This window comes from Thalassoglobus polymorphus, from assembly GCF_007744255.1.
In the GTDB taxonomy this organism is placed as follows: Bacteria; Planctomycetota; Planctomycetia; order Planctomycetales; family Planctomycetaceae; genus Thalassoglobus; species Thalassoglobus polymorphus.
Genome location: NZ_CP036267.1, coordinates 2,819,982 through 2,844,356 on the forward strand (window position 1 = coordinate 2,819,982; position 24,375 = coordinate 2,844,356).

The 24,375-nt window shown below is 49.6% G+C and carries 19 protein-coding genes and 1 tRNA gene; 4 read left to right on the plus strand and 16 right to left on the minus strand.

Translation table 11 applies throughout. The features are described 5' to 3' along the window. The first annotated feature begins 280 nt into the window (after positions 1 to 280). Positions 281 to 1,549, plus strand: a complete 1,269-nt coding sequence (locus Mal48_RS10225; protein WP_197442226.1) for an AAA family ATPase — start codon at positions 281 to 283, stop codon at positions 1,547 to 1,549. A gap of 158 nt (positions 1,550 to 1,707) precedes the next feature. Here Mal48_RS10225 and Mal48_RS10230 read toward each other — a convergent pair whose 3' ends face one another. Then, positions 1,708 to 3,156, minus strand: coding sequence for a HEAT repeat domain-containing protein (locus Mal48_RS10230; RefSeq protein ID WP_391601811.1), 1,449 nt, complete (start codon positions 3,154 to 3,156; stop codon positions 1,708 to 1,710). 168 nt (positions 3,157 to 3,324) lie between these two features. Here Mal48_RS10230 and Mal48_RS10235 point away from each other — a divergent pair, with 168 nt between their 5' ends. Continuing rightward, on the plus strand, positions 3,325 to 3,681 hold the full coding sequence (locus tag Mal48_RS10235; RefSeq protein WP_145198628.1) for a hypothetical protein: 357 nt from the start codon (positions 3,325 to 3,327) through the stop codon (positions 3,679 to 3,681). Between the two features lie 596 nt (positions 3,682 to 4,277). Here Mal48_RS10235 and Mal48_RS10240 read toward each other — a convergent pair. The 5 genes from Mal48_RS10240 to rplM form a co-directional block, all read right to left on the minus strand. Further along, a tRNA-Val gene (locus Mal48_RS10240) sits at positions 4,278 to 4,351 on the minus strand. Between the two features lie 161 nt (positions 4,352 to 4,512). Beyond that, complete coding sequence (locus Mal48_RS10245; RefSeq protein ID WP_145198630.1) at positions 4,513 to 5,559, minus strand: TolB family protein; 1,047 nt, start codon at positions 5,557 to 5,559, stop codon at positions 4,513 to 4,515. Positions 5,560 to 6,007: 448 nt separating this feature from the next. Next, positions 6,008 to 6,283: a 50S ribosomal protein L27 gene (gene rpmA / locus Mal48_RS10250; RefSeq protein ID WP_145198632.1), complete on the minus strand. Its 276-nt coding sequence runs from the start codon at positions 6,281 to 6,283 to the stop codon at positions 6,008 to 6,010. Positions 6,284 to 6,443: 160 nt separating this feature from the next. Next, complete coding sequence (gene rpsI, locus Mal48_RS23890; protein WP_145198634.1) at positions 6,444 to 7,088, minus strand: 30S ribosomal protein S9; 645 nt, start codon at positions 7,086 to 7,088, stop codon at positions 6,444 to 6,446. Between the two features lie 147 nt (positions 7,089 to 7,235). After that, the gene (rplM, locus tag Mal48_RS10260) at positions 7,236 to 7,712 is read right to left on the minus strand and encodes a 50S ribosomal protein L13 (RefSeq protein WP_145198636.1); all 477 of its coding nucleotides are present in this window, start codon (positions 7,710 to 7,712) and stop codon (positions 7,236 to 7,238) included. Between the two features lie 294 nt (positions 7,713 to 8,006). Between rplM and Mal48_RS10265 the strand changes: the two genes are divergently transcribed. Both Mal48_RS10265 and Mal48_RS10270 read left to right on the plus strand, forming a co-directional pair. Then, complete coding sequence (locus Mal48_RS10265) at positions 8,007 to 10,277, plus strand: vWA domain-containing protein (RefSeq protein WP_145198638.1); 2,271 nt, start codon at positions 8,007 to 8,009, stop codon at positions 10,275 to 10,277. Between the two features lie 173 nt (positions 10,278 to 10,450). After that, a complete protein-coding gene (locus Mal48_RS10270) occupies positions 10,451 to 11,377 on the plus strand; it encodes a UbiA-like polyprenyltransferase (RefSeq protein ID WP_145198640.1) in 927 nt (308 codons plus the stop codon). Positions 11,378 to 11,408: 31 nt separating this feature from the next. On the opposite strand, the gene Mal48_RS10275 is transcribed toward Mal48_RS10270, so the two are convergent. The 10 genes from Mal48_RS10275 to Mal48_RS10320 all read right to left on the minus strand — a co-directional run bounded on the left by Mal48_RS10275 (position 11,409) and on the right by Mal48_RS10320 (position 23,861). Further along, positions 11,409 to 12,602 (minus strand): hypothetical protein, encoded by a 1,194-nt coding sequence (locus tag Mal48_RS10275; RefSeq protein WP_145198642.1) that lies wholly within the window; start codon positions 12,600 to 12,602, stop codon positions 11,409 to 11,411. A 2-nt stretch (positions 12,603 to 12,604) separates the two neighbouring features. Further along, complete coding sequence (locus Mal48_RS10280; protein WP_145198644.1) at positions 12,605 to 14,017, minus strand: glycosyltransferase family protein; 1,413 nt, start codon at positions 14,015 to 14,017, stop codon at positions 12,605 to 12,607. Between the two features lie 10 nt (positions 14,018 to 14,027). Next, the gene (locus tag Mal48_RS10285; protein ID WP_145198646.1) at positions 14,028 to 15,260 is read right to left on the minus strand and encodes a glycosyltransferase; all 1,233 of its coding nucleotides are present in this window, start codon (positions 15,258 to 15,260) and stop codon (positions 14,028 to 14,030) included. A gap of 74 nt (positions 15,261 to 15,334) precedes the next feature. After that, positions 15,335 to 16,369, minus strand: coding sequence for an NAD-dependent epimerase/dehydratase family protein (locus Mal48_RS10290; protein WP_145198648.1), 1,035 nt, complete (start codon positions 16,367 to 16,369; stop codon positions 15,335 to 15,337). After that, positions 16,360 to 17,505 (minus strand): Gfo/Idh/MocA family protein, encoded by a 1,146-nt coding sequence (locus Mal48_RS10295; protein WP_197442227.1) that lies wholly within the window; start codon positions 17,503 to 17,505, stop codon positions 16,360 to 16,362. The genes Mal48_RS10290 and Mal48_RS10295 overlap by 10 nt, the downstream gene beginning before the upstream one ends. 161 nt (positions 17,506 to 17,666) lie before the next feature. Next, the gene (locus tag Mal48_RS10300; protein WP_145198651.1) at positions 17,667 to 18,821 is read right to left on the minus strand and encodes a glycosyltransferase; all 1,155 of its coding nucleotides are present in this window, start codon (positions 18,819 to 18,821) and stop codon (positions 17,667 to 17,669) included. 93 nt (positions 18,822 to 18,914) lie between these two features. Beyond that, on the minus strand, positions 18,915 to 19,919 hold the full coding sequence (locus Mal48_RS10305; protein ID WP_197442228.1) for a GNAT family N-acetyltransferase: 1,005 nt from the start codon (positions 19,917 to 19,919) through the stop codon (positions 18,915 to 18,917). 173 nt (positions 19,920 to 20,092) lie between these two features. Further along, on the minus strand, positions 20,093 to 21,595 hold the full coding sequence (locus Mal48_RS10310; protein ID WP_145198655.1) for an oligosaccharide flippase family protein: 1,503 nt from the start codon (positions 21,593 to 21,595) through the stop codon (positions 20,093 to 20,095). Positions 21,596 to 21,606: 11 nt separating this feature from the next. Further along, entirely contained in the window at positions 21,607 to 22,482 is an 876-nt protein-coding gene (locus Mal48_RS10315) for a glycosyltransferase family 2 protein (protein ID WP_197442229.1), read from the minus strand. Between the two features lie 35 nt (positions 22,483 to 22,517). Beyond that, positions 22,518 to 23,861 carry an O-antigen ligase family protein gene (locus Mal48_RS10320; RefSeq protein ID WP_145198659.1) on the minus strand — a complete coding sequence of 448 codons (1,344 nt, stop codon included), beginning with the start codon at positions 23,859 to 23,861 and terminating at the stop codon, positions 22,518 to 22,520. Between the last annotated feature and the right edge of the window lie 514 nt (positions 23,862 to 24,375).

The window sequence follows — 24,375 nt, forward strand, 5'->3', positions numbered from 1 at the left end:
CGGAGGGATTCCTCAACATACATCCAGCGTGAGGGAAAACCAGGTCCATACGAATCGTTGGAACCAAATTCATTAAACAGTTCCACCAGCTTGGGACCACTTCGATATGGGGAAAGATTTTCATCACCACTGATGATTTTCCCCAGTGCTTTAATAGAGCGTTCAGACAGTTCCATGATTATTGGACCCCAAGTAACAACATTTTCGATTACGACACTTGCCGCATCGGAAGGTTCATTCTCAATGTGGCCGTAACCTACATGCTAACAAGCGCATAAGAGTGGTAGAAACCGATCCAGTTCGCTCTGACCTCCTGAAACTGGCCAACGACCTCCCGTACTTTGCGAGATCATCGAAACCAGTCGGTGCCATTCTTGCAGAAGCAAGAACGAGACTCCAGCAGATTGAGCAATCGGTTGAACGAGACGAGCCATTTAACCGCATCACTGCGGAAGAGTTGGCCAGTGGAAACTTTGATCTGACGTACCTGATCGATGGCGTCCTGGTGAAGGATCAACCAGCTGGACTGGTCGCTCCGAAGAAGTCGCTCAAGACAAACATCAGTATCGATCTGGCCATTTCGTTGGCCACTGGTGGGAAGTTTCTCGGTTACTTCCGTGTCGCTGAACCAAAACGGATGGCCATCTTTTCTGGTGAATCAGGGATGGCCACCATTCAGGAAACGGCGCTGCGGGTCAGTGATGCAGCTGGCATCGCACTTAATGAAACCGGAATCATCTTCAGTGACACAGTGCCAAGCTTTGGTGACTCGCTCAACATGGAGGCGTTTCGCCGATTCCTGAAAGCGGATGGTATTGAGGTCGTGATCGTTGATCCGGTTTATCTCTGCCTGCCATGCGACGTTAATCCAGCGAACTTGTTCGACATCGGTCGCATGCTGCGAAACGTGAATGATGTTTGCCAGGATGTCGGTGCTACACCAGTATTGGTCCACCATTTGAAAAAGACAGTGGCCAACCCATTTGTTCCTGGCCAACTGGAAGATATCGGGTGGGCAGGGTTTCAGGAGTTCTTTCGCCAGTGGATGCTGATCAATCGTCGGGAACCGTACGAACCAGGGACTGGCCAACATCGTCTCTGGTTCTCCACAGGCGGTTCTGCTGGCCATTCCTGTTTGGTTGACCTTGATGATGTCTTCGAGGGTGAATTCAACCCACACACTGGCCAACCACGCGTCTGGGAGGTCAACGTGGTTAAGCCGAAAGAAGTCATCAGTGCAGAGGCAGATCGACGCGAAGAAGCCAAGGAGAGAAAAGCGGAGATTAGAACCACAGCACGGATTGGACGATCCCGCAAAAAGATGCTCGCTGCGATGAAGAAGCATCCGAGCGGGGAATCGCTCACCGCACTGGCCGACTTATCTGGCCTATCCAGAAATCGAGCGAAGGAAGCGATTGAGGTCTTAATCGAATCTGACGAGGCCGAGACCTGCAAAGTGATCAAAGGCCGGAACAAGCGAGAGATTGATGGATACAAACTGGCCAATTTTGATGGCCAATCCGTTGACCCGGACACCCGGACAAAATGAGCAGAATGAAATTGTCCGCCTGGTCAAAAGGCTTGGATTTGACCCGGTCCGGTCAACATGCCAAGCCTCTCGGTGAAAGAGTGAAATCAAAAGGTGTCCTGGTCATATTGTGTTGGCCAAGTAGAGCAAGGGGTGACACAGGAGGTAATGTATGCTGATTATTTGCGCGACTCGATTTTCATAATGGCTTCTCGATATTGTCCAAGTTCGAACTGCAATTCACTCGAAATGGAAAAGTACGATTTGTCTTGGTGCTTTGAGTCGACTTTTTCGAGTTCTTCTTCGAGTTCTTCAACGATACTTTGCAAATGAGGCAGTACAGCTTGGGATGCCGGACCGATCTCTCCAAGTGCGACAGCAGAATACTGTTTTAACCTACTCGAAGAGTTTGATTCCTTTTGGAAAACCTTGACCAATGACGGAATTGCTTTTTCGGTACCGAAACGACCTAAACAATGAACCGCGACCAACTGGCCATCCGGACATTTCCTATCTTCAATCATTTCAATGAGAATTGGAATCGATTTTGAAGGAGTTTTCATGAATTGATGAGAAACGTAGTTGTCGGTTTTACATGCAATCTCTCGTAGCAATTGAGGGGCGTCACTGCCAAAAATCTCGTTGAGATGGTTAATCGCAAATTTCACAGAATTACGCGTACTGTCAGTGCTTTGTGTAGTGACAGATTCTCTCAAAAATTCTTTACTTCCCATTTCACCGAACAGTGCGAGCCCGACGGCAGCATAGGTTCGAATATCATCACCAAATTCTTCACTCGAATAAATGTTAGCCAAATAGGGTGTGCAATTCTTCATCCGTAACTCGATTGCCAGTTCAATTGCAAACGGCATTGCCCTTGGGATTCCCTTCTTGAGTGCAGTGACAATTTCGTCCGATGATCCCTTGCTGACCTCCCCAGAATCCAAATCAACAACGCGAATGATACGACTTGGATGATCAGTATCTGTAATTACACTGATTACGACAGCCGACCCTTGCTGTTCATCGATCCAGCCACCTTCCACCCAAAATACTCCCCCAGCAGTAAAATTGAACTGAGAGATTTCTTTGACTGAGTAAAGGTCATATAATGACTTTCGATGTTGAACGACGCCATCTTTAGAGACGACAACCAAGCTGTCCAGGTTTTTTCGATCTGCGAAGTTGTAACCAAACACATCGAGCGTCACGAATCCCTGGCCAGTAGATGAAATCAGAATATTTCCGGGAGCGCGGTTTAGAATTCCTTGTCCAAGCAGAGTGTCGCCTTCTCTTACTTTGACTTTTGGATTCTTTTTCTCATTGGGATTCAGAAAATTGAGATAATGAACTTTATCCCTGTCGAAATAATTTTGTTCAAACGTGACGGGTTCTGTTCCAGGTTTTGTTTTGACGAAGTCGAACCTTACTCGGCCTCCTCGACCTGGATCGTCGCCCCAACCAGGAAGTTTCTTAACAACCACATAATATCGACCTGTTGGATCAACTTGCCGAAAATCAGCATAAGGTCCATATGAATCCGCGAAGAGAGTTGTTGCCCAAAAAAAGATTGGGAGGAATGTTAAATTCCAAATAAATGTAGTTGACTCAATACACATCATTGTCATCACAAAATTTGGTTCATGTTGTGAATTGCAAATGAACTACGACGGGTCCTCGGAAAATTTAAGGCTTCCCCCAATACCATTGGGAACCGTCGCGGACCTGGACAGACTTTCATTCTGTGACATGTCGTCTTTTGGCAGTCGTAACTTTCAGCATGGTATCGCATTGCGATGATTTTCGCCTCTGAAATCACAAAAACGTCTGTGACAACTCCCATCACTGCCGACAGCGCTTTGGGACAGATTCTGCTGGTCACAGTCGCAGGAATCGAGGTCTTGGGTCGAGAACCGGCGGATGAGGTTGGCCAGTCCACCAACCCCTATCTGGTGGCCATCCGTGATGTCGGTGTCCCGTACGAGGTTGATTTCTGGTTCGGACCGATTACGGGCGCTCAGCGGAAAGTCTATTCCCGAGCGACGCATCAGTTGGATGACCGTGGCTTCATTCAGCGTGCCACAGAACCAAATCGTGATCGGTTGACGCATGTTCGTCCATCGTACGCCGGACTGGAATGGGGCAAGGTGTAGGCACACCTCTACTCTGAAATGGAGTTTCAAAAGTTTCACCCCACTCGCGTCGCGATTTCTTATCTTTGCGTTGAATGATCGCGGCGCTCGTAGTTGATCACGGCGCGTATCGCCCCCCTTTACCGCTGACTCTTTCTTGAGCGAGCCATCGGCGAGCGTTCTTCGTTCTCTTGCAGGGTTCCGCGTACTTTGAAAAGCTGGTTATGAGTCAGCACCAAGTCATCAGGGGTCGATGTTGCTTGGATGTAGTGTTCGAAGCGACCGGATTACACGATTGCGAACCGTGACCGCCACCCTCAAGACCATCTTGCATCGGGGCAATGCAGTCGACCTGCCCAAGTGAGTAAAAAAAGTTTTACGACCGCCAAATTCAAGATTTCGTTTCCGAGCGTTGCACTCCGAATTGTCGACCTGCTGAGTCGGTCTCAGCGGACCTCGCCTATCATCCTTCACTGTTCCGCGCCTGAAGTCAAGCGACCGTCTAGACGCTTGAAAGTGCCTATTCTGGTGTGTTTTCCACCCTCATAAGGTACCATGGCTTTCAGTGTCGACTCAGCCCGTCGTCGCAAGTCATTGGTATCAACAGTCTTAAGAAGTGGACGTTACAGGACTCGAACCTGTGACCTCTTCCGTGTGAAGGAAGCGCGCTAGCCGACTGCGCCAAACGTCCGTTGATGTCTATTTATATTCGAACGAGGTGCCAGTGCAACCCTCATTGGTGGGGGACTTTTTTCGTACCAGAAAAACATGCGTTTATGGTCGAAAAACAAAGGGATCACAATGGACTCAACAACGTCGTCAGAGTCTCTACCTACCTGGAAGGTTCGCTGATTATTTTGGGAGACCTTTCCAGTCAGCAAGCCAGAGTTGGCTGCTACCGTCTTTGGTTCGGGAGGAAGTCCACATCAGTTTTTTGCCGTCAGGGCTGAAGACAGGGAGGACGTCTGCTTTTTCGTGAAAGGTGATGCGTGTGACTTTCCCCGCTTTCACAGAGTCCTTGCTGACGTCAAGATTCATCGTGTAGAGGTCGAAATTAGCTCCCGCAGGACCTCTTGAATAGTCTGCTCTTGTCCAGATGATGTATTCCCCTGATGGGTGATAATAGGGGGCCCAGTTGACTGTGTTTGGATCGTTCGTGAGCTGGAATTCATGCTTTCCGTCAACCGAGACGACGTAAAGCTGAAGCATGTGTTCGTTCTCGCGATCTGAACGAAAAATAATCCACTTATCATCGGGTGAGAAGAAGGGGCCGCCGTCGTATCCATCCTGATTAACGATCTGTCGAACTCCAGTTCCATCAGAGTTCATGATGTAGAGATCGGGATCACCATCTCTTGTCGAAGTGAACACAATTTGCTTGCCATCGTGAGAGTAACTGGCTTCGGCGTCATACCCTTTAGAATTCGTCAGCTGCGTGAGTTCTTTGCTGTTGAAGTTGGAAACATAGATATCCATGTACTCATCAAAATCCCATTGATAGCGACGACGCCCTCCAGCAGCTGCTAAATCACGTGCATCCTTTTCAATTTTCGCAAGCTCAGGGTGAGTATGTGCAGATGAAAAAAGTAGTGACTTCCCGTCAGGAGTGAAATAGGCACATGTCGTCCGTCCGCGTCCTGGACTGACACGCATCGGGACACGTTCATCAAGATTCTGCACATAGATCTGATAGAAGGGATAGCCAACGGGATAGGCTTGATAAACAATTGTTTTCCCGTCAGGAGAAAAGTAGCCCTCACCGGCACGGGGCAAACCCATTGTGACTTGCTGAATATTGGAAAGAGTTTTCGCCTCCTGTTGCGTAGTTTCGTCATCCGCAAATAGGGACGTGAAGCTAATGAAACACGAGAGGACGAGGGTAACACAGAGTCGAGCCATTGTTGAATTCTCCCTTTTAAGCTTCACAAATCTTGAACACCGAAACATCCTTTTTGTGAATACCAACGATCCCAGAAGCCAGATGGGCACGTGGCTTTATTGAGTGCCCTTGGAAGTCACTTCTATGACTTGATCCGACCGACAGTTTGCGATGAGGGAGCACGGAAAGCACAGCAGTATATTTATGATGAAATCGATGTGTGATATTCCGTGATTTCAGCCTCTCCAAGACTGATGAAGCCTTCCTTCGCTCCAGAGTCAGTCAGATTAGTTGTCGTAATGTCCGTCAGCGCAAAGAAAACCGCACATCTGCATGAACAGTGTACGGTTTTAATTCTATCTACATGACAGAGAAAACTGTCTAGTCTTACTCAAACCCAGTTGAATAACAAACATTTTGTTACGAAGGGAATGAGACAAACTGGCTGTGAATCCACAGCAGTTGATTTTAATTTTCGGAGGCAGCAGAAGTTTCCTGTTCGACAGGAATAATGTTCATTCTGCGTCCCTTGCGATCAAAATGCACAGTCCCATCGGTCAAGGCGAAAAGAGTGTAGTCTCTTCCCATGCCGACATTTTTACCGGGATGCCATTTGGTTCCGCACTGACGTGCGAGAATGTTCCCGGCAATGACAGATTGTCCACCGAATTTCTTAATTCCACGTCGCTGGGCGTTTGAGTCTCGACCGTTCCTTGTCGAACCCTGTCCTTTTTTATGTGCCATCTCAACACCTCTTTGCCGTACTCACCAGCAAAATAGAACTTGACTGGTGGTTATTATGTAGTTTGGAATGAACTCGAATTAACAAAACTTAAATGCTATCGAAGACACATTGGATGGTAACGATACTTTTGAGTTTCGTTCGCGGTTTGCCTGGTCGTGATTAACGTTTTGAGAACTGGAAGCTTTTACGGGCTTTCTTATATCCGTATTTCTTACGTTCAACCATCCGGCTGTCACGAGTCAGGAAGCCACCTGAACTGAGACTAGGATGAAGTTCTGGGCTTTTCACTTGAATCGCACGTGCAATTCCCAGAACAACTGCCCCAGTTTGACCTGTTGGACCACCGCCCTTGACGTTAACGATGATGTCTACTTTACCCTTGAGGTCAACTGCCTCCAGCGGGGCGAAGATCAGTTTTTGATCGCGGAGAATCGGGAAGTATTCTTCAAGAGTACGACCATTGATAACGACTTTCCCGTCACCATCCTTCAAACGAACCCGAGCAACAGCAGTCTTTCGACGACCAGTTCCCCACGCAACTCCGTAGCGGTCAATTTTTCCACGAATCACGGGATTGCGGTTCACAATTGGTTCAGCCTCAGAAACAGCTTCTCCAGCTTCGCTACCAATCTCCAATCCGGAAGCAATGGTTGGCTCAGTAGCTTCAACAGCGGGAACCTCTGGTTCTGCAGGAGCAGCGACTTCGGGGACTTCCGGCTCTTGAATTGTGGCCTCAGGCGCAGCTGGCTTTTCTGGTGCTGCATCATCTTGAGGGAGTTCGGGATTTGATGAATCTGTTGACATCCGATGTATTCCAGCTCAAAAACAAATAGCGACAAATGTCGCGGTGAATTCAGGTCGAAGGTTTTATTATAGGAACTGATCAAAACTCAAATTGGCCTCTCACATGCTGAGAGTCGAGGGCTCACTCAAGCTTCGATCTAGCTCAAACTAGGAAGGCAGGTCTTGAGGCGATTGAGCCTGATGCGGGTGACTTGACCCTGCATATAATTTCAATTTCTTCAGCATTTTGCGGCCCAACTTGTTCTTGGGGAGCATCCGACGAACGGCCTCTTCCAAAATCTTCGTAGGCTTCTGCTCAAGTAGCTCGGCACCAGTGTTGACACGATGACCACCGGGATATCCAGTGTAATAGTCGTACTCTTTGGTCGCCATCTTCTTGGTGAAGTTAGGATTTTCGTCGTGCGAGAGTTTTTTTCCGCTGAAACGTACTCGATCGCAATTCGTTACGACAACGAAGTCACCGCAATCAACATGAGGCGTATAGATTGGTTTGTGCTTCCCCATGAGAACCACTGCAATCCGAGTCGCGAGTCGACCGACAATCGCATCCTTAGCGTCGACCAGATACCAATCTGCGACAACCTCTTCTTTTTTCGCTACTGTTGTTTTTTGTACCGTCTGCACGGCGACACCCCTTCTACACCTGGTCCCCAGGTGCAACCTCTGTGTTGGTGAAATCTCGTTTTTCGACCAGATTGAGAAACCATCAATGGTATTGATCGGCCGGCAAACGGAAAAGGATAACGAGACTCTGCCGACGAATCAACTGCATCGATTCGTCGAAACCCGTGAAAAATACAATCTTTATGGAGATTTCGTAAGAATCTACATACTCTTACTGAAGACTTTTTCAATAATCGTTTTTTCCCTCAGCTCTCCGACAAGATCTCAGACCTTGTCTCATTTACATAACCACTTATGTCGTTTACGTTTACTAACATCGCAATGCTTGCAGGTCTGGTCACGGTCATACTTCCTGTGGTTGCGCACTTGTTAAGCAAACGCAGACATGATGTCGTCCACTGGGGAGCCATGCAATTCCTCCAGCTGGGCCAAAAAACACGTCGACGAATTCGGTTTCAGGATCTCCTCCTTTTATTATTGAGAATGGGCCTTCTGGCGAGTCTGGTCTTTGCTTTGGCTCGCCCAAATGGGAGTGGGGCTTTCTTTGCGAATTTGGGGAAGCCAGTTGGAAGAGACATTGTGTTCGTATTAGACGGGTCAGGAAGTATGGGGTGGCAGGGTGAGAAGCAGACCCCGCATGCAACCGGGCTACAATGGATTCACACGGCAATCGAGCAACTCAATCCCGGAGACACCGTTTCAGTTCTTGATGCCCGCTCTCGCAATCGACGTCTCATCCACCCACCAACTTCGGATATGTCTTACGTTCGGAGTGTGCTTGATCAAGTCCCTGAACCAACAGGACGATCCAATCTGACAGAGGCGATCCTGGACGCACTGAGGATACTTTCGACGACTGACAACGTTACTCGCGAAGCTGTGATTCTGACGGATGGGCAAGCGTTTCCGTGGGAAGTGGACAATGAATTTGGTATTCAGCGAATTGATGATCTTCTTCAGCAACCAGAAGTCGCCCCAACTGTTTCGGTGGTGAATCTGTCGGGAGACAACGCAGACCGGCCGAATAGTTCTGTCGACAAAATCCAACTTTCCCGAGAGATGACCGTTCCTGGATTTCCTATTCAGTTTCGGACGACAATCCGACAGTCAGGGGGTGAAGCGACTCAAAAAGTGGTCTCTCTAGCAATCAATGATCAACCCGCCCCGGATGCAACACGAGTGATCAATCTGCTCCCCAATGGGGAAGCGATGGTCGAATTCGAACACGCGTTCACCTCGACGGGCCTCTTCCGCGTTACTGTTTCAATCGAAAAAGACCAATTGCATCAGGACGATCAATCAGAGGCGATCATCGTTGTTCAAAATGGAATCCCGGTGGTACTTGTGAATGGATCGGCGAATCTTGACGAAACCCGCTCTGACACATTTTTCTTGAAGTCCGCTTTCGCTGCCTCCGGCGAAAAATCTCCCTGGGTTCGAACTGAAGTGGTCTCACCGAGTCAACTGAATGCAAACGTTCTGAACCGGAACCGGATTGCAATACTGTGTGACGTTGAATCCATCACACCGAAACAACAGTTGGAACTGATCGATTTCGTGCTCGCTGGAGGGGGGCTGATTCTGGCGCCCGGTGAATCGGTAGATGGCCCGCACTGGAACTCTTTCAGATTTGAAGGGGATGTTCCATTTCTCCCTGCAGAATTTGTAGAAATCGAGAAAGAAGACCTCGACGTTGAAAAACTTGTCTCAATTGAGTCGTTAAGTTTGAATGCCTCTTGGCTGCAACGGTTTCGAAAAGAGAGAGGAGTCGATTTCTGGACGGCGAGATTTTCCAATTGGTGGAAGCTGCGTCCTTATGATTTTTCAGCAAAAGATCTTGAGCCAACAGAGCAAGGTCTCGACGACGACAAGACGCAGTCGATACAGACGGAGCTGATCAAGTTTACGAACGGTCAGCCATATATGATTAGCCGCCGACTCGGCGAAGGGACCATCGTTCAGTTGGCTGCTCCACTGGACGCAGATTGGTCAACTTTGCCAGCCCGAAACGATTTCGTCCCATTTGTTCACGAACTCGTTTTTCGATTCGCGGGAATGGAGGCAGTTCACAATGTGCATGTCGGCATGCCGATTCAAGTGGAACTCAAGGAGGATCAGCGGCCTCGCGATTTCCATGTCACTGGCCCGGGAATCGAAGGTGCGATCCCTGAATTCGCACGGCAGGGAAAAATCAACTTCGCATCATTCAGCGAGACATCCATCCCCGGGCGATATAGTTTTCACGAGATCAACGCCCCGCAAGATTCCGGTATTCCATTTGTTGTCACTGATGACAGAGAGGAATCGAATTTGACACCTTTGGATGACCTGGCGTGGGAATCACTGCTCGGAAAGGAACGGATGCAGAAGATTGACACGATGAGCGATCTGACGAAACGCGTTCAGGCAGAGAACTCACAAACAGAATTGTGGTGGGTGCTTTTATTGTTTTTACTTGCGATGCTCATCGGAGAGGTCGCTCTCACAAGAAAGATGCTTCAAGATGGGCACGCAGAACTGGAAACCGACATCCCGGCGGACTCATTGGACGTGATCGCTACTTGATTTTTTCGATTGCCGAATCCAGAGCAAATCCTGATCGGTGAATGTCGCATTTTTTTGACGGTTGCTGAAAAAACTCTCTTCGATACTCTCCACTCAAGTCATCACAACACGAGCGGCCGACATCGAACTCAATCACATTGTCATTGTAAGTGTTAAAACTGTAAGCGTTCCCCATGCAAAGCATCGAATCATCAGCGACACCTGCGACAGCAGTCTCTTTCTGGCGACGACTCAAAGACCTTCTCGGGCTGATCCGTTTTAGCCACACCGTTTTCGCTTTGCCGTTCGCCCTTCTGGCAGCGGTTCTCGCATGGAGAGACTACCCTTTTGAAATTCGACACTTGATCGGGATTGTGCTTTGCATGGTGTTTGCCCGTTCGGCAGCGATGGCATTCAATCGACTCATTGACCGAAACATTGACGCCGAGAACCCGAGAACTGAAGGTCGGCACATCCCTGCTGGAATTCTCTCCATCCGAATTGTTGTCGCGTTTACGTCAGTTTGTGTGGTCGGCTTTGTGCTTTCAACTCTCTTGTTCTTACCGAACGTCTGGCCGGTGATTCTCTCCTTGCCTGTCCTTGGCTTTCTGCTGGGATACTCATACACAAAACGATTCACGGCGTTCTGCCACTACTGGTTGAGTGCCGCTCTGATGCTCTCTCCCATCGCTGCCTGGATTGCGATTACCGGAACGCTCTCTTGGACACCGGTGTTGCTGGCTGCTGTCATTTTCTTCTGGGTTGGCGGATTTGACATCATCTACGCCACGCAAGACCAAGAATTCGATCAGTCGGAAAAGCTGCATTCAATCCCGGCGAAAGTCGGCACGCGAAACGCACTCATCATCGCCTTTCTCAGTCACGTCCTGACGATGGTTTGCCTGTTCGGATTGTGGTGGGTCGCTGGCCTGGGAACGGTTTTTCTTGTTGGTGTCATTCTGGTGAGTGGACTACTGATTTACGAACACTGGATCATCAGCCCGGACGACATGTCGCGCGTCGGGGTCGCGTTTTTCAACATCAATGCTCTCATCAGCGTTGGCCTCTTTGCCCTCGGAGCAGCGGACATCCTCGTGACAAACTTTTTCAGTAAGACGTAGCCGCTTTCCTCAACGTTCGGAGAGAGCAATATTATGTTTCAGGACCAGTTTTCCAGGCTTTGTGAACGCTTACATTTTCATGCTGGTTCTGGAAGTGGAAGTTCGGGACGGCGTATCCCAGCTCTGCTTGATGAACGAATTGTGACATTTCCCAAGCTGTGACGAAGTGGAACCTGAGCTTCGAATTTTCCTGGCTCATAGATTCGAGTTCACGATAAAATTGCTGCATCGGTTCACCGAGCATCGTGTCGATGTTTTCGTCTTTGCAACCATGGGTATGTAGTTTCACAAACCGCCAGTTTGGTTGCCCTGCAACAGTCACTCCGGCGTTGAGCCACAGTTTCATCCGATCTGCTGTTCCCGGGCGATTGCCGTGAAGATCCCCATTTTCGATTCGCGGGATCAGCCCATATTTTCGATACTCCCAGTCCAAGGTGAGTGGCCCCTGTATCATCAACAGATGGTCCTCGGGTGGATGTATGCCGACTCGCGATCGAACTCCGGTGTCATGGGACTTCCGTTGCCCCATTCGATCTTTCGCATAGTAGATGCTGTTAATAGTGCTTGTTTGTGTTGCGCTCGGAGCTGATGGAAGCGTGAAATCGGCATAGCAACCGGTTTCCATCAGGATCGTCAATTCCTGATCGACTCCGCAGCAGGCACCATCTGGGCGAGAGTTGCACAGCGACCAGTTTCCGTGAATGAACCCATAGACGATTTCTCCTGTCACCGGATCTTTCCGCAGTAATCCATGCCGGTGGTACAGCGTCTCCCGAAACGAATCCAGCTTTTCGCGAAGCTGCTCGGGCGTATCATCATGGTGATGAAGATGCACGTCGACATCGCCAAAACCAGCTTCACAGAGCGGCCTGATTCCGTCCAGATACTCAGGGCGGTATTCGTCTTGAGGAAAGAAGAAAGTGTATTGAGGCGGTCGGCCATTGACATCACGAAACTGCTCGAAGAGTCGCGGGTATTCTTCTCGCCAGCGTGACACACGATGATTCGCGGTCTCTTGTGAGGCACCATAACATTCTGGTTCCCAGTGGTCACAAATTGCAATGAAGACATCAATGACGTCGTCAGGATGGATTGCCGGTTTGTGTTCTTTTGGGACGACGTAACTGCGAATCCAATATTGCATATTGCGAGCACGAATCAACAACGTGAGCCCTACCGCGCAGATCACAGCAAAGCAGCTTAAGGCGATCAGAAAGAATTTCATTCTCAGTTTCCTTCCGGATCAAGTTGAACATCGTGCCCCATGAACAACGAACGAAACCGCGAAACGCTTTGCGATTCTTGGCGAATTGTTTGGTTGAGCAAACTGGCGAGTTCCCCAGCCAATTGCTGTCGATGAAAACGATTGATGTTCCAGTCACCTGACGAATACTCAACACCACAGCGATGCTGTTCAACCAGAAGACTGAGTTGATCGGCAATGTTGCTGACCTTTTTCGGTTCGCAAAGAACAGTCCCCGGAAGGTCTCGGACAACATCCCAAACGTCACCTTCGGGAGCGACAACAAACATTGGCCGTTTGGCTGCCATATATTCAAACGTTTTGGCGTTAATGATTCTTTGGGTTTTTGGCAGGTCTGAATTAATCATCAGCAAACTGTCGGCAGTCCGCATCAATTGGACAGCTTGGGTATGGTCAATAAACGGTAACCGGCTGACTGCGACTGCGGTCTCTTTTAATCGGTCAACAATGGCTTCCTGCTCTTCTGTTCGGCGACCGGCTAGAAGCAATTCAATTTCATTGGCGATGGCTGGGCTTGTCTGATTCAACATTTCCAGCGCGGTGACCACAGGTTCGATGGAATTCAGGTTCCAGAGAGTTCCGATAAAGGCCAGACGAAACCGCGATGTTCCGTTTCCAAAGTCTTCTTTTTCGAGCGAGACATCCATCGGAAAATCATCCGGGTCGAAACCGTTGTAAATGTGCGAGGCGACGGCGTCGCTGCCTGCTTGTTTGGCGATTTCGCCAACGGCAGCGGCGCTGGAAGGAGTTGTTGCAAGAATAGACCGTGCGGCATTCAGAGCTTTGTGCTGTTGGCGAGTTTGAATCCAGTGACTAAGACGACTTTGCGATTTATTTTCCCAATATGCATTACTGATATCCCACTCATCCCGGTAATCAAGGATCAATGGGAGCCCAGTTCTCTTCGCCAGTTTGGCACCGAGCAGTAAAGAAGAAAATGGTGGGCCGGTGGCGACAATTGCATCATGATGGACATCCTTGAGGATTTTCAAGCCATCGCGGTAGGCATGCGGATGCCACAGAACTTGCGAGTCTGGCTGGAGCAAAGTGTTTCCGACCGCACGAATTCCGGACTTGATTGCTGAGACCAGAGGATTCTTTTTCCCGGTTCCCTGACCTCCTGAAACTTTCTTTTTGAGACCGTATCCCGGCTCATAAGTCTTCGCTCGTCGAATGAGACTTCCTGCCGGAATGTCTTTCAACAGTGATTGATCGTGGAGCGGAACCGAAGGATTCGAAACTGTTAAGATTGTCGAGTTCCAACCATGCTGCGGGAGGTACTTCACGAATTTCGTCACACGATGAACGCCCACTCCTCCCACCGGTGGAAACTGGTAGGCGACAAACAAAACGCGATGTTTTTGCGATGTGATCATGAGGTGAGGTTTACTGACTGGCGATCGGGATCTCTGTGGGTTGATTTTGTTTTGATGCCTCTGTTCGGGAAGAGGATTTCTCCGAGCGAAGTCTCTCGAACAGACTTGCAGTTTCGAGTGCCGTCTCATCCCAGGAGCGGGCTTGATACTGTCGGGCATTTATTGCAAATGACTCATCGAGGACGTCGACAATCGCCTTCGCGAGTAATTCCGAATTCTGCTTGGGGACCAGCTGTGAGTATCTGGAATCAGCAATTTCCGAAATGCTTCCGACATCGGTGGAGACGAACGGAGTCCCGCAAGCCAGGGATTCCCGCAATACGTTCGGGAGTCCCTCCGAATCGCTGGACATCACAGTTAAGTCCGCAGCTCGATACCAGTCGGCGATTTGATCATGCCCGATCGTCCCCTCAAATCGAACTGAATCGCTGAGGCCACATTGCTCGACTCGCATTTCCAAGCGGCCGCGCTCGGGACCATCTCCAATCAGGTGCAACTCAAATGGAAGTTTCTGATTGAAGAGATCTGATGCCGCGTCGATAAGGACATCAAGAGCTTTGACTGGAACCATTCGCCCGACCCAAACGAGATGTTTGAGTTCGGAGTTCAGCTTCAATTGTTGTTGAGCATCGCTTCGTGACACGTGCTGATGGAAGACTTGCGGATCGATTCCCTGATAGATTGTCTGAACTCGATCAGGATTTGCTCCCAGCTCAATCACGGAATTTCGTAATCCGTCGCTGACGGTGATTACAGTGTCTGATTGCAATAAGACGTCTCGAACGCGAGGCCCGCGTTTTGGCAGATTCGGCAAAATGAGGACGTCGCTTCCTCCGACGATGACCGCCGACGGGACGTTCGCCAATTGGGCGGCGCGAACACCAACTTCCCCCTCTGGGTGAGCCCAGTAGCTGAGAACGGCTTCCGGCTGAAACTCATTGACCGCTTTTTGAACATCTGATTTGACCGACCACCACATCTGATCGCCCGACTTTTCCTGCATCGCCTTCGGTGTGTACCAGAAAGTTGGATAACTGGCTGCGAGGTTTGAGGATTGCAGTTCATTCGGCAACTGGTAGCGATTTCTTTTCAGTCGGAAAGGAATCGCTTCGGTAAACGCTCGAGGAGCGATGACACGCACCTGGTGCTCCTGCGACAATGCTTGGCAAAGCGCAGAATTGTACGTCCCGCGAGCCGGTGAGCTCGCGTCGGGAAAGGTCGTACTGATAAAAAGGATGCGCATAATGATAAGGAATGTTGTGCTTCCATCGGCGGAAAGAAGGCTTCACACTTTGACTTTGGACTCTGTTTTGCCTGTCAGCCAGCGATAGTTTGGCGAAGTCCCTCTTCTGTCGAAATCTTTGGGGTCCAGTTCAGTTTGTGCTTGGCTTTCGCATTAGAGTACCGCACCGGCTTCCACATCGCTTCGCATTTATGCTTTGTCAAGACGGGGGGAAGTTGTCCTTCGGACCAATTTGAATACCATTCGTACACCTGCGACATCGGGCCGAGTACTCCGCGAGGGATCCACAGGCAGCGAGTTTTTTTCCCTTGCCTTCTCATTGACCGCAGGATTTGTTTTCCAGTCGGCAAGTTGTCGTCGACAAGATTGAAGACTTCGCCCTCGATATTCGGCACGAGCCCAGCGAGTTTGATTCCGTCGGCACAGTTTTCAACAAATGTATAGGGAAGTTCCTGCCCTCCCCCCATCCGAATGAGGAACGGACCGACTGGCAACCCGACACGACTGGTCACTGCGGATCGCCCCGGGCCATAAATCACACCGGGGCGCACGATGACTAACGGCAAACTCAGCTGTTCGCTCAACGTGCGAGCGACAGCTTCCTGTCGAACTTTGCTGAATGTGTAAGGGTCACGCTGTGCGGGGTGTGAATCGATTGGCGTACTTTCGTCGAGCGTGCCCCATCGCTTGACTGATTGCGTTCCGTAAACTCCCAGCGAACTGACCAAGACAAATCGCCCAACGTTGGCAGTCGCTGCAACTTCCATAAGTTCTCGAGTCGGAATGACAGTGTTTAAAAACATTGTTGATGCACTCCCTCCGAGAGAGGCAGCCAGGTGATAAACGACATCGCTGTCGGTAAAGTGACGACTGACAAACTGCCGGTCGGTCAGCGATCCTCGACAGAATTCAATTCGCCCGTGCAGGCTTTGGTCAACGTGATTCAAAAGTTCTGCGGTGCAACTTGAATCTCGAATCAGACATCGAACACGAAGGCCTTCTTCTTCCAGAAGAGAACGCACGAGACGGCGCCCGAGAAACCCGGTCGCTCCTGTAATAGTGGCGGTCGTTGACGTTTGAGCAGTGAGAGAGGTTTGAACTACGGGCATGTTGGCACCTCTTCAATTCGAGCTAACTCTGATGTTGATGTCGTATTTGCTGGAAGCGTTGACTTGGTTAAGCCTTGTGCGCGGCAATGATCAAAAATTCGATCCATCAACAATGTGACACGATGGACTTCATGAGGGGGAATCGGGGGTTCGCTTCCTGTTTGAATCGACTCGTAAAATCTCTCGCAGAGCGTTTTCATTCCGGCGAAGTAGTGAATATCCGCTTTGGCAAATCTCCAGAGGTTGTTCGAGAGGTTCCAGATGGAATTCCGGAAATGCTTCCAGGGAAGTTCCAGCTTGGCGAACGCGCCGGGGAGTTTCGCGATGGAGTTCAGGCGAACTGTCTGGGCATCAAAGTCGACTTCGAGCGTCCCCTTCGCACCATAAATACGTGTGATTCGTTGCGGTGGAATTCTTGTCGAAAAGGTCAAACTCCCGCTTTGGCGTCGTCCCTGGAAAGAGATCTGCAATTCTGTCGGGAAGTCGTACGCTGGCTGTGTGTACCAATTCCCGATGAGTTCCGGTTGATCGTCTTCCAGTAAATCGGTGATGCGATACAGCGGATGGGAGATCGTGTTCTGAAAGAGTCCCCCAGGCAGCTTACGGACCCAATGATTCGGATTGGCAGCGACCAACGCTCCGAAGTTTCCTGCGATCGGGTAACCAAGTATCGATTCGATATGACCAACTTCTCCGATGAGCCCCTGTTGAATCCATGCATGGCATCGCAGCCACATCGGATCAAACAGTTGATCATGACCGACACAAACCGACCGGTTAGCCAGTTCCGCAGCGGCAAGGACTCGGGCGGATTCAACTGCATCAAGAGTGAATGGCTTTTCGACATAAACATGACATCCAAGGTTCAGCAACTTGATTGTCAAGTCGGCATGTGTGTGTGCCGGGGTCGTGATGTGGACAACATCCGGCTGAACCTCTTCAATCATTCGGTCCAGATCGGTGTAGGTGTGCGGAATCTGAAACCGTGCAGCTGCCTGATATGCAAGGTCCTCATGGATATCACAGACAGCGACAACCTCTGCGGAATCGATTCGAGCTATCTGTGAAAGATGTGCATCGGCGATTTGTCCACACCCCAGAAGGGCAACATTCAATTTTGGGGTCTGCTGTTTCATTGGCGAACCGTTTGTTCTGTGAATTTCAATCCCAAGTTTCTGTACTCGGGCAAACATTTTTGCGACAAATTTGTGGACCTGATATTCTTCGCAACGCTAACAAAAGCCCTGAAAACGAAGTTGCAGTGGGAATTCGAGATCTTGTACAGGCTCGGCTTGAGCTAATCATTTCTTTGCTCGTAGAGTTCTGAATAGAGTTCTTCGTACTGGCGGATCATGGTGCGGATATTGAAATGTTCCTCGACTCGTTCGCGGGCAGCTCTCCCAATTTCCGGCCAGACAGCCCGTTCTTCGATCATGGCAATTATCTCCTGAGCCAGCTGGTCCGGGCTCCTCGGTGGGACCAGTTTTCCGGTATTATCCGGTACAACAATTTCCGGGCTACCACCGACAGCGGTCGTCACGATCGGTAGGCCGACAGCCATTGCCTCGAGCAGAGTCAGTGAAATTCCTTCTGTCGTAGAGGACGAAACAAAGAATCCGGCGGTTGCCAACAGGTCATGAACGTCACTTCGTTCACCGAGAAACGTGACGTTGGACTTCATACCGAGTTCATTGGTCAGTTCCTCAAGTTGTTGACGCTCTTGCCCGTCGCCAATGAGCATCAACTGAAACTCAGGGTACGATTCCAAAACAATTTTGGTTGCCCGCAGCAGCGTCGCGTAATCCTTTTCGGGAGAAAGGCGTCCGACAGAGATCGCTGAAAGGGAATCGTGAGGACCACGAAACCGAAAACGTTCGAGGTCGATGCCGTTCCAGATACAGGTCATTTTAGCGGCGTTGGAGCGGTTTTGATTCTGGCAAAGTTTGGTTGCATCTTCGGAGACGCCAACAACTTTAGTTGTCAGATGATTCGCCAGGCGGAATTGCCAAACCGACTTCCGGTTAGGTCCGCAACCACGCCCGTGCTGGCTGTTAATCACAACAGGAACTTTCGCAAACTTGGCACCAAAGGCTCCATAGAACTGCGGGTAGGTGTTGTGTGTGTGAAGAATGTCGATTTTATGTTCTCTGAAAAGCTGCGCCAGTCGCTTCATTCCAGTCAGCTTGCCGATTTTCGAAAGACCAATCTGATCGATCTGAAAACCGGATTCCCGAAGTTCCTGAGCCGGATGGCCAATTCTTTCGAGGGCAATGAAACTGAGTTCGAATTTGCTGGAATCATGAAACCGACCATAGTCGACGAGCAGACGCTCCAGGCCACCGGTTTCAAGAGTCATGCTGAGATGGCAAACCTTGAGACGCTTCCTCGCAATCGAGTGGTAATCTTCGTTTTCCTGAGCTGATTCAGGAAGCTGTTCAATTGTTGTCTTCATGTGTGTGGTCCTACTGGAGCACGATATTCGGATGTTGAACGAAGTGAGTCTTTGGCGAAATTGGCTTCCGTCGTGAAGGCTGAACTTAGATGGCTACTGAGTCACAGAAGTCCCTTGAAGGAATCGTTTCATTTTCCGGTAAGTTTTAACTGTTTTAGTTTTGAGCGATGGACGGTTGAACGTTAGCCAGCACAACTGGTTGCAGTGCGTTGACAGGTTGTTCTTGTGCTGTTTTTCTCCGACCAGAAAATCGTACGCAGAGAAGCCTCGCTTCAACGCTTCTTCCATACAAAGGTAGTGCGTGATCAATCCAATGCTGGGGTATTCTTCAAAGGATTCAAAACCAGAGAGGTAGTCGAGCATTCTGTTTTGGTCGACAAGTAACATCAGGCAACCGACAGTTTTCGAATCGTCCCGGACACGAAACAGGACCAACTTTTCCTCCGCGATGAGTTGCACAATGAGTTGCCTCTGAAAGTTCAGAAACTTCGGATTGGCAAACGCTCCTGGTTCACCAGTGGCGTTCCAACGTTGTTGGTGAAGATCGACCAACTCTTCAAAAATTTCGGCACCTTGCGTGAGGTTGGTTGCCCAGTCCGTTTCAAGATTTCCGAGCTTCTTGATTCGTCGACGAATGTTTGAACGTGTACTTTTCCCAAGCTGAGAGATGACATCAGAGTTTTTCTCTCGAGCTTCTTCGAAGTCGAAATAGAGACTGTCTCGATAGCGAATCGCAGCGTTCGGAAAAGAAGCTTCCCACGGTTTGAGATCGTTGTCTGCGAAGCCGTCCAGATGAAAGACTTCCCAACTGGTGTCGTTTTTAATCGTGTTGACGAGCCCGTCCAGAAACGCCTGCGAATACTCCGGTTCAACCAGAAGGCGGTTGTATTCGACTTTAATTGTTCCCTGAAGAGCTTCTCCTGCGGTTCCGACATGCAGCGTCTTCACCGGAAACGGTCCGTATTTTTGTTCGATGCCAGCAGTCAGCAAAGCGATTCCGCGAACTTGCCCATCTGCCTCTCCCACCAGAAAGCGGAACGGAACTTCGTCACCGTAATTGTCAATCCAGCTCTGTACCCAGGCAGGATGGGTTGTCATCGAGGAGTTCCCAAGGCGATAAGACAGCCGGCTCCACAAGTTCAATCCTTCGCTCGCTTCAGAAGCTGAGTACGTTCTCCATGCCAGAGACGCCGAACTTTTCGACGCAGAATTCGTCTGCGTGATGTTGTTTTCATTTTGTGTCAGTGTTGATTGCATTTGAATCTTCGCACTTAGTGTGTGGCTGTTTTCGGCTGAATCGTTGTGAGCGGAAGCCTGTTTCGATCGACGATGTGAGTGAGGTAACGGATCCCCAACAGCACAATCCCTCCTCCACCCGTGACTGCGAGTAGATTCAACCACCCTGAACTCAGTTCGAAACGGGAGATGAATTCACAAAAGGCCAGTAGCACGATGAGTGCTGGAGTTTGGAGTACGACTGCTTGATGGAAGAGTTCTTTTCGATCCAGAAGAAGCTGCCTCATTGCGTAAGGAAGAAAAACAAACAGCTCGGTGAGTACGATCGGGATGAGAGTTCCAATCGCCACCCCCACGATGCCCAAGTATTGGATCAAGATGAGCGAAAGAATTAAGTTGAACACTGCCTCTGCAATGTCGATAAAGGCGGGAAGCCGAACCTGCCCTGTCCCGAGCAGTGCTTTCCGTGTGACAACCATTGGCAAAGCGACCATCTGTGCACCGACCAGAATTGCCATCACCAAGGCGCTGGATGGGTAATGTTTTCCAATCCAGGTTTGAATGAGCATTTCGCCAAAGTAGGTCGCTCCGATGAAAAAACCTCCAGAAAGCAGAAAGGCGACACCCATCCCTTTGGCAACAATTTTGCCGAGTTCATGACTCCCCTGCTTTGCATGAAGTTCACCCGCTTTGGGAAGAATTGCTTCACCAATTTGTGCAATCGGGATTTGAATCATCTGAGCAATTCGCAACCCGATCTGGTACGGAACCACTGCAATCGGCCCGAGCACCAAGCCGATCACGACCGTATCGGTAAAAAAGATGAGATACTCAGCAACGAGTGCAATAGCATTGAACGCACTGAAACCAAAACACTCTTGCAGCACATCCTTGCGAGTATTCCAGGGAGCAACTGAAAGAGTCGGAATCAGACGATAGGCAATGACCGCACTAATCAAATGCTCAGCGAGAGTCACAACGAAGAAGATCAGAGCGAGCGTGACCAGCCCATACTGCTGTTGCAAACAAAGCAGAACAAGCACGAGACGAGTAATCCCGATGCCAACCTCGATGCTGCGTTTGATATCCAGTCGCTGCATCCCGATCAGCACACCACCGTACACACTACCGATCATTCCAAGTGCGATTGTGCCGCCGACGATCAAGATCGACAGGCGAATTTCCAGGAGCGATAGTGAGTCCCATTTATTCAGACTCCCTGCAGCCCAGGCGAAACAGCCGGTCACCAACAGAGCGATGGCAGCTGTAACGAAATACACAGATTGAATTGAACTGACGAATTGATTCAGTCGTGTCCATTCCTTGCGAGCAGACAGGTCAGAAACATAACGACAAATTGTCGCCCCGAATCCGCCATAAATCATCCCTGAATACCCAGCGACGGCATTGATAAAGACCCACGCACCGTACTGCGATTCCCCCACCGTCCCGAGGATGTACGGCATCAAAAAGAAGCCGATCATCACGGTCACGAGGTGGGCTGCCCAACCGGCCAGAATGTTTTTCCTGAGTGTCATTGAGGCAATCTTTATGTGGTTGCAGTCCGAGGTTCACCAAGAACGAAATTAGGCAGGAAGGTCGCCAACCAGTATTTCAGTGAATTGAGCGAAGGTCGCTGACGGAGCAACTTTCCGTAGTACGAACGTGCGAGCCTTAAGTTTCTTCGCCAGAATAATGCCTTGGCATATTCCTCATAGAGATCTGCTTTCTTCGCGTGAACCATCTCTGCTGGAAGATTAAGTTGACCAGCGATGACGTCAACATTGTGCAACTCTGCCTTGATGACTCGCTCAAACTGCCCAGACAAGTTTCCTTCCGCTGGGGTGTAGTGAATCAGGGCTTGCTTCACCGTTACGATTCGATAGTCAGATGAAGCAATGCGAAGCCACAAATTGTAATCTTCAGCACACATCATCGCCCGGTCCTCTACGAACTCGCCGACTTCAGCCAAGGTTTTGCGATTCAGGACGACAGTTGAAGTGCCGATGTAGTTGTGCTTCCAGAGTGTTTTGAAATCGATCGCTTCAGATTCGAGCTCAATCTCTTCTTCAATTTCATAGCAGTGAACAACTCCAACATCCGGCATGCAGTACGGAAGTTGAATTTCCTGCTTCTCAGGCAGCCAGGTATCGTCTGCATCGACCAAAGCAATCCAGTCGTAACTCGCCTCGCGAATCCCATGATTCCGCGCAGCTGCGGGACCAGCATTGGCCTGCATGAGCAGACGAACCTGATCCCCATATCTGGAGACGACATCGCAAGTCGTGTCTGTTGAACCGTCATCAACAATGACAATTTCACTCGGTGGTACTGTTTGGGCTAGCACACTATCGAGTGTTTTTTCAATGGTTTTGGCCGCATTGTAGGCGGGAATGACAACGCTGTATTGAGGAAGTTGACTCATGGATTCATAACTCTCGTTCTTTGAGACATCAACGCTTAACCGAAGCGAGCAAAAACGCGGACAAACAGGTATGCACAAATCAGCACGCCGAAACTGCAAGCGATCCAGGGCTGGGCAGTTCGGGAATTTAAGACGAGTAATGGACGTGGACTTGGTCGACAAAAACCAACAAGGTTGATGAACGAAGCACAAATCCCAGCGATCATATAAGTCGGTGGAACGTAACATCGTGACAGGGAACACATTCCCATACACCAACAAGCCAACATGGCAGCGATGTACGGAAAGAGTCTTCGCAATTCAGGCTGATGAATTTTGAATCCATTCGTTTTCATCAGGAGAAATGTAAACGCGGGGAGAAAGAAACAGCCAAAGAAGAAAGTTCCTCCAACAAGCCCCAGCTCAACGAACGCATGGACATAAGAATTGTGCGCGACGTGTGTTGAAATTTCCGTGTACTGACCTTCGCCGATTCCAAAGATGACACGACTGTTGCGAATGGCCATCAAGCCATCGCTCCAGATTTGAATCCGCTGTTGCCCCGTTCCACTGGAAACATCGATATTCGCTGCTCGCCCCAAAGCAACGGGAACGGCGGCAGCACAGAGGGCCCCAATTGTCAGTGCCACCTTTCCTCCGTAGCGAGTGCAAAGCCATGCAAACATCGCAATCATCGCTGCGAGAAGCCCTCCGCGAGAGTACGTATAGTACATCGCGATCGCCATGATCATTAAAGGCAAGATCCACAGAACCCGGAACAATGAAATGTTCTTATCGGTCAGGAAGTAAATCGAGATAATCGACGTCACCACAATCAAAAGCGACAAGTCGTTGGGATCGTGAAAGATTCCTAAACCGCAAATCCTGAAGAACCAGATTTCGTTTCCGTAACGATCAACACCGTCCCGGTCAGGAATATGACGCAGGATCGTCCGCTCATCGGGAGGAAGCTTGTGCTCGATATCCAGCACTTGCTCAAGATTCGGATTGTTTACCCACTCCGCGTTGAAGCTTCGGTAGTCCACGACGCTGTATGCAATCATCAATGTCGAGCAAATCGCTGTCGACATCAAAAAATACCGTAGGCGAAGCGGCGTTGTGATGACCGAGACCAACACCAGGTAATACAGCGTGACCTTCAGCATTCCGATCACAGCTGTATCGATTTTGTCTAAATTCCCTGTCGACAGTCGTGACAATCCGACACAGATCGTGACAGCAATCACGCAGAGATTCACGGGCTGCTGGATCAATGACTTCCATTGAACCTGATTGTGAATCCCCTGAATGGAGAACAACAATGCCAGAACAATAAACGCGAGATACACCTGCACATCCCCCATCGCCGGAAAAAGTTCCGACGGGCGAATAAACAACATGGCGTTGGCCAACAGGAAAAAGATGTATCCGAGCAAGTTGTTGCGAAATCGAGTTTGTGGTTCAAAAAGCAGCAGAGTCCTTCCCTACGACAGGAAAGTTCTTCTTGCATAACTATGAACCGCTCCCGATGTTGCGGATTGTTGAAGCCGGGCGAGATACGAAAAATACACGTGGGGAGATGCGACAACATTGAAAAACTTGATTCAGCCCTTTTATCCGGACATTGATTAAAATCGCCCTAGCCGTTGCAATACGATCTTTTCGGGACATACTTCTGCTGAAATGCCTGTCGCAACCAGTTCACACGACAATTGTCGGAAACAATTCCGAATTTCATGTCGAACTCATTTGAACACGCGGATGTGTTCTGGATTCATTGCGATTGGAGTGAAGCCATTCATGCGAATTGTCGATTTCATCGAAAGAACAACATTTTGATAACGCTTGAAGTACGCGTTTGGATCGCCTTCAAGTTCCTCGACAATTCAGCTTCAACGCTCGAATTTGTTGAAG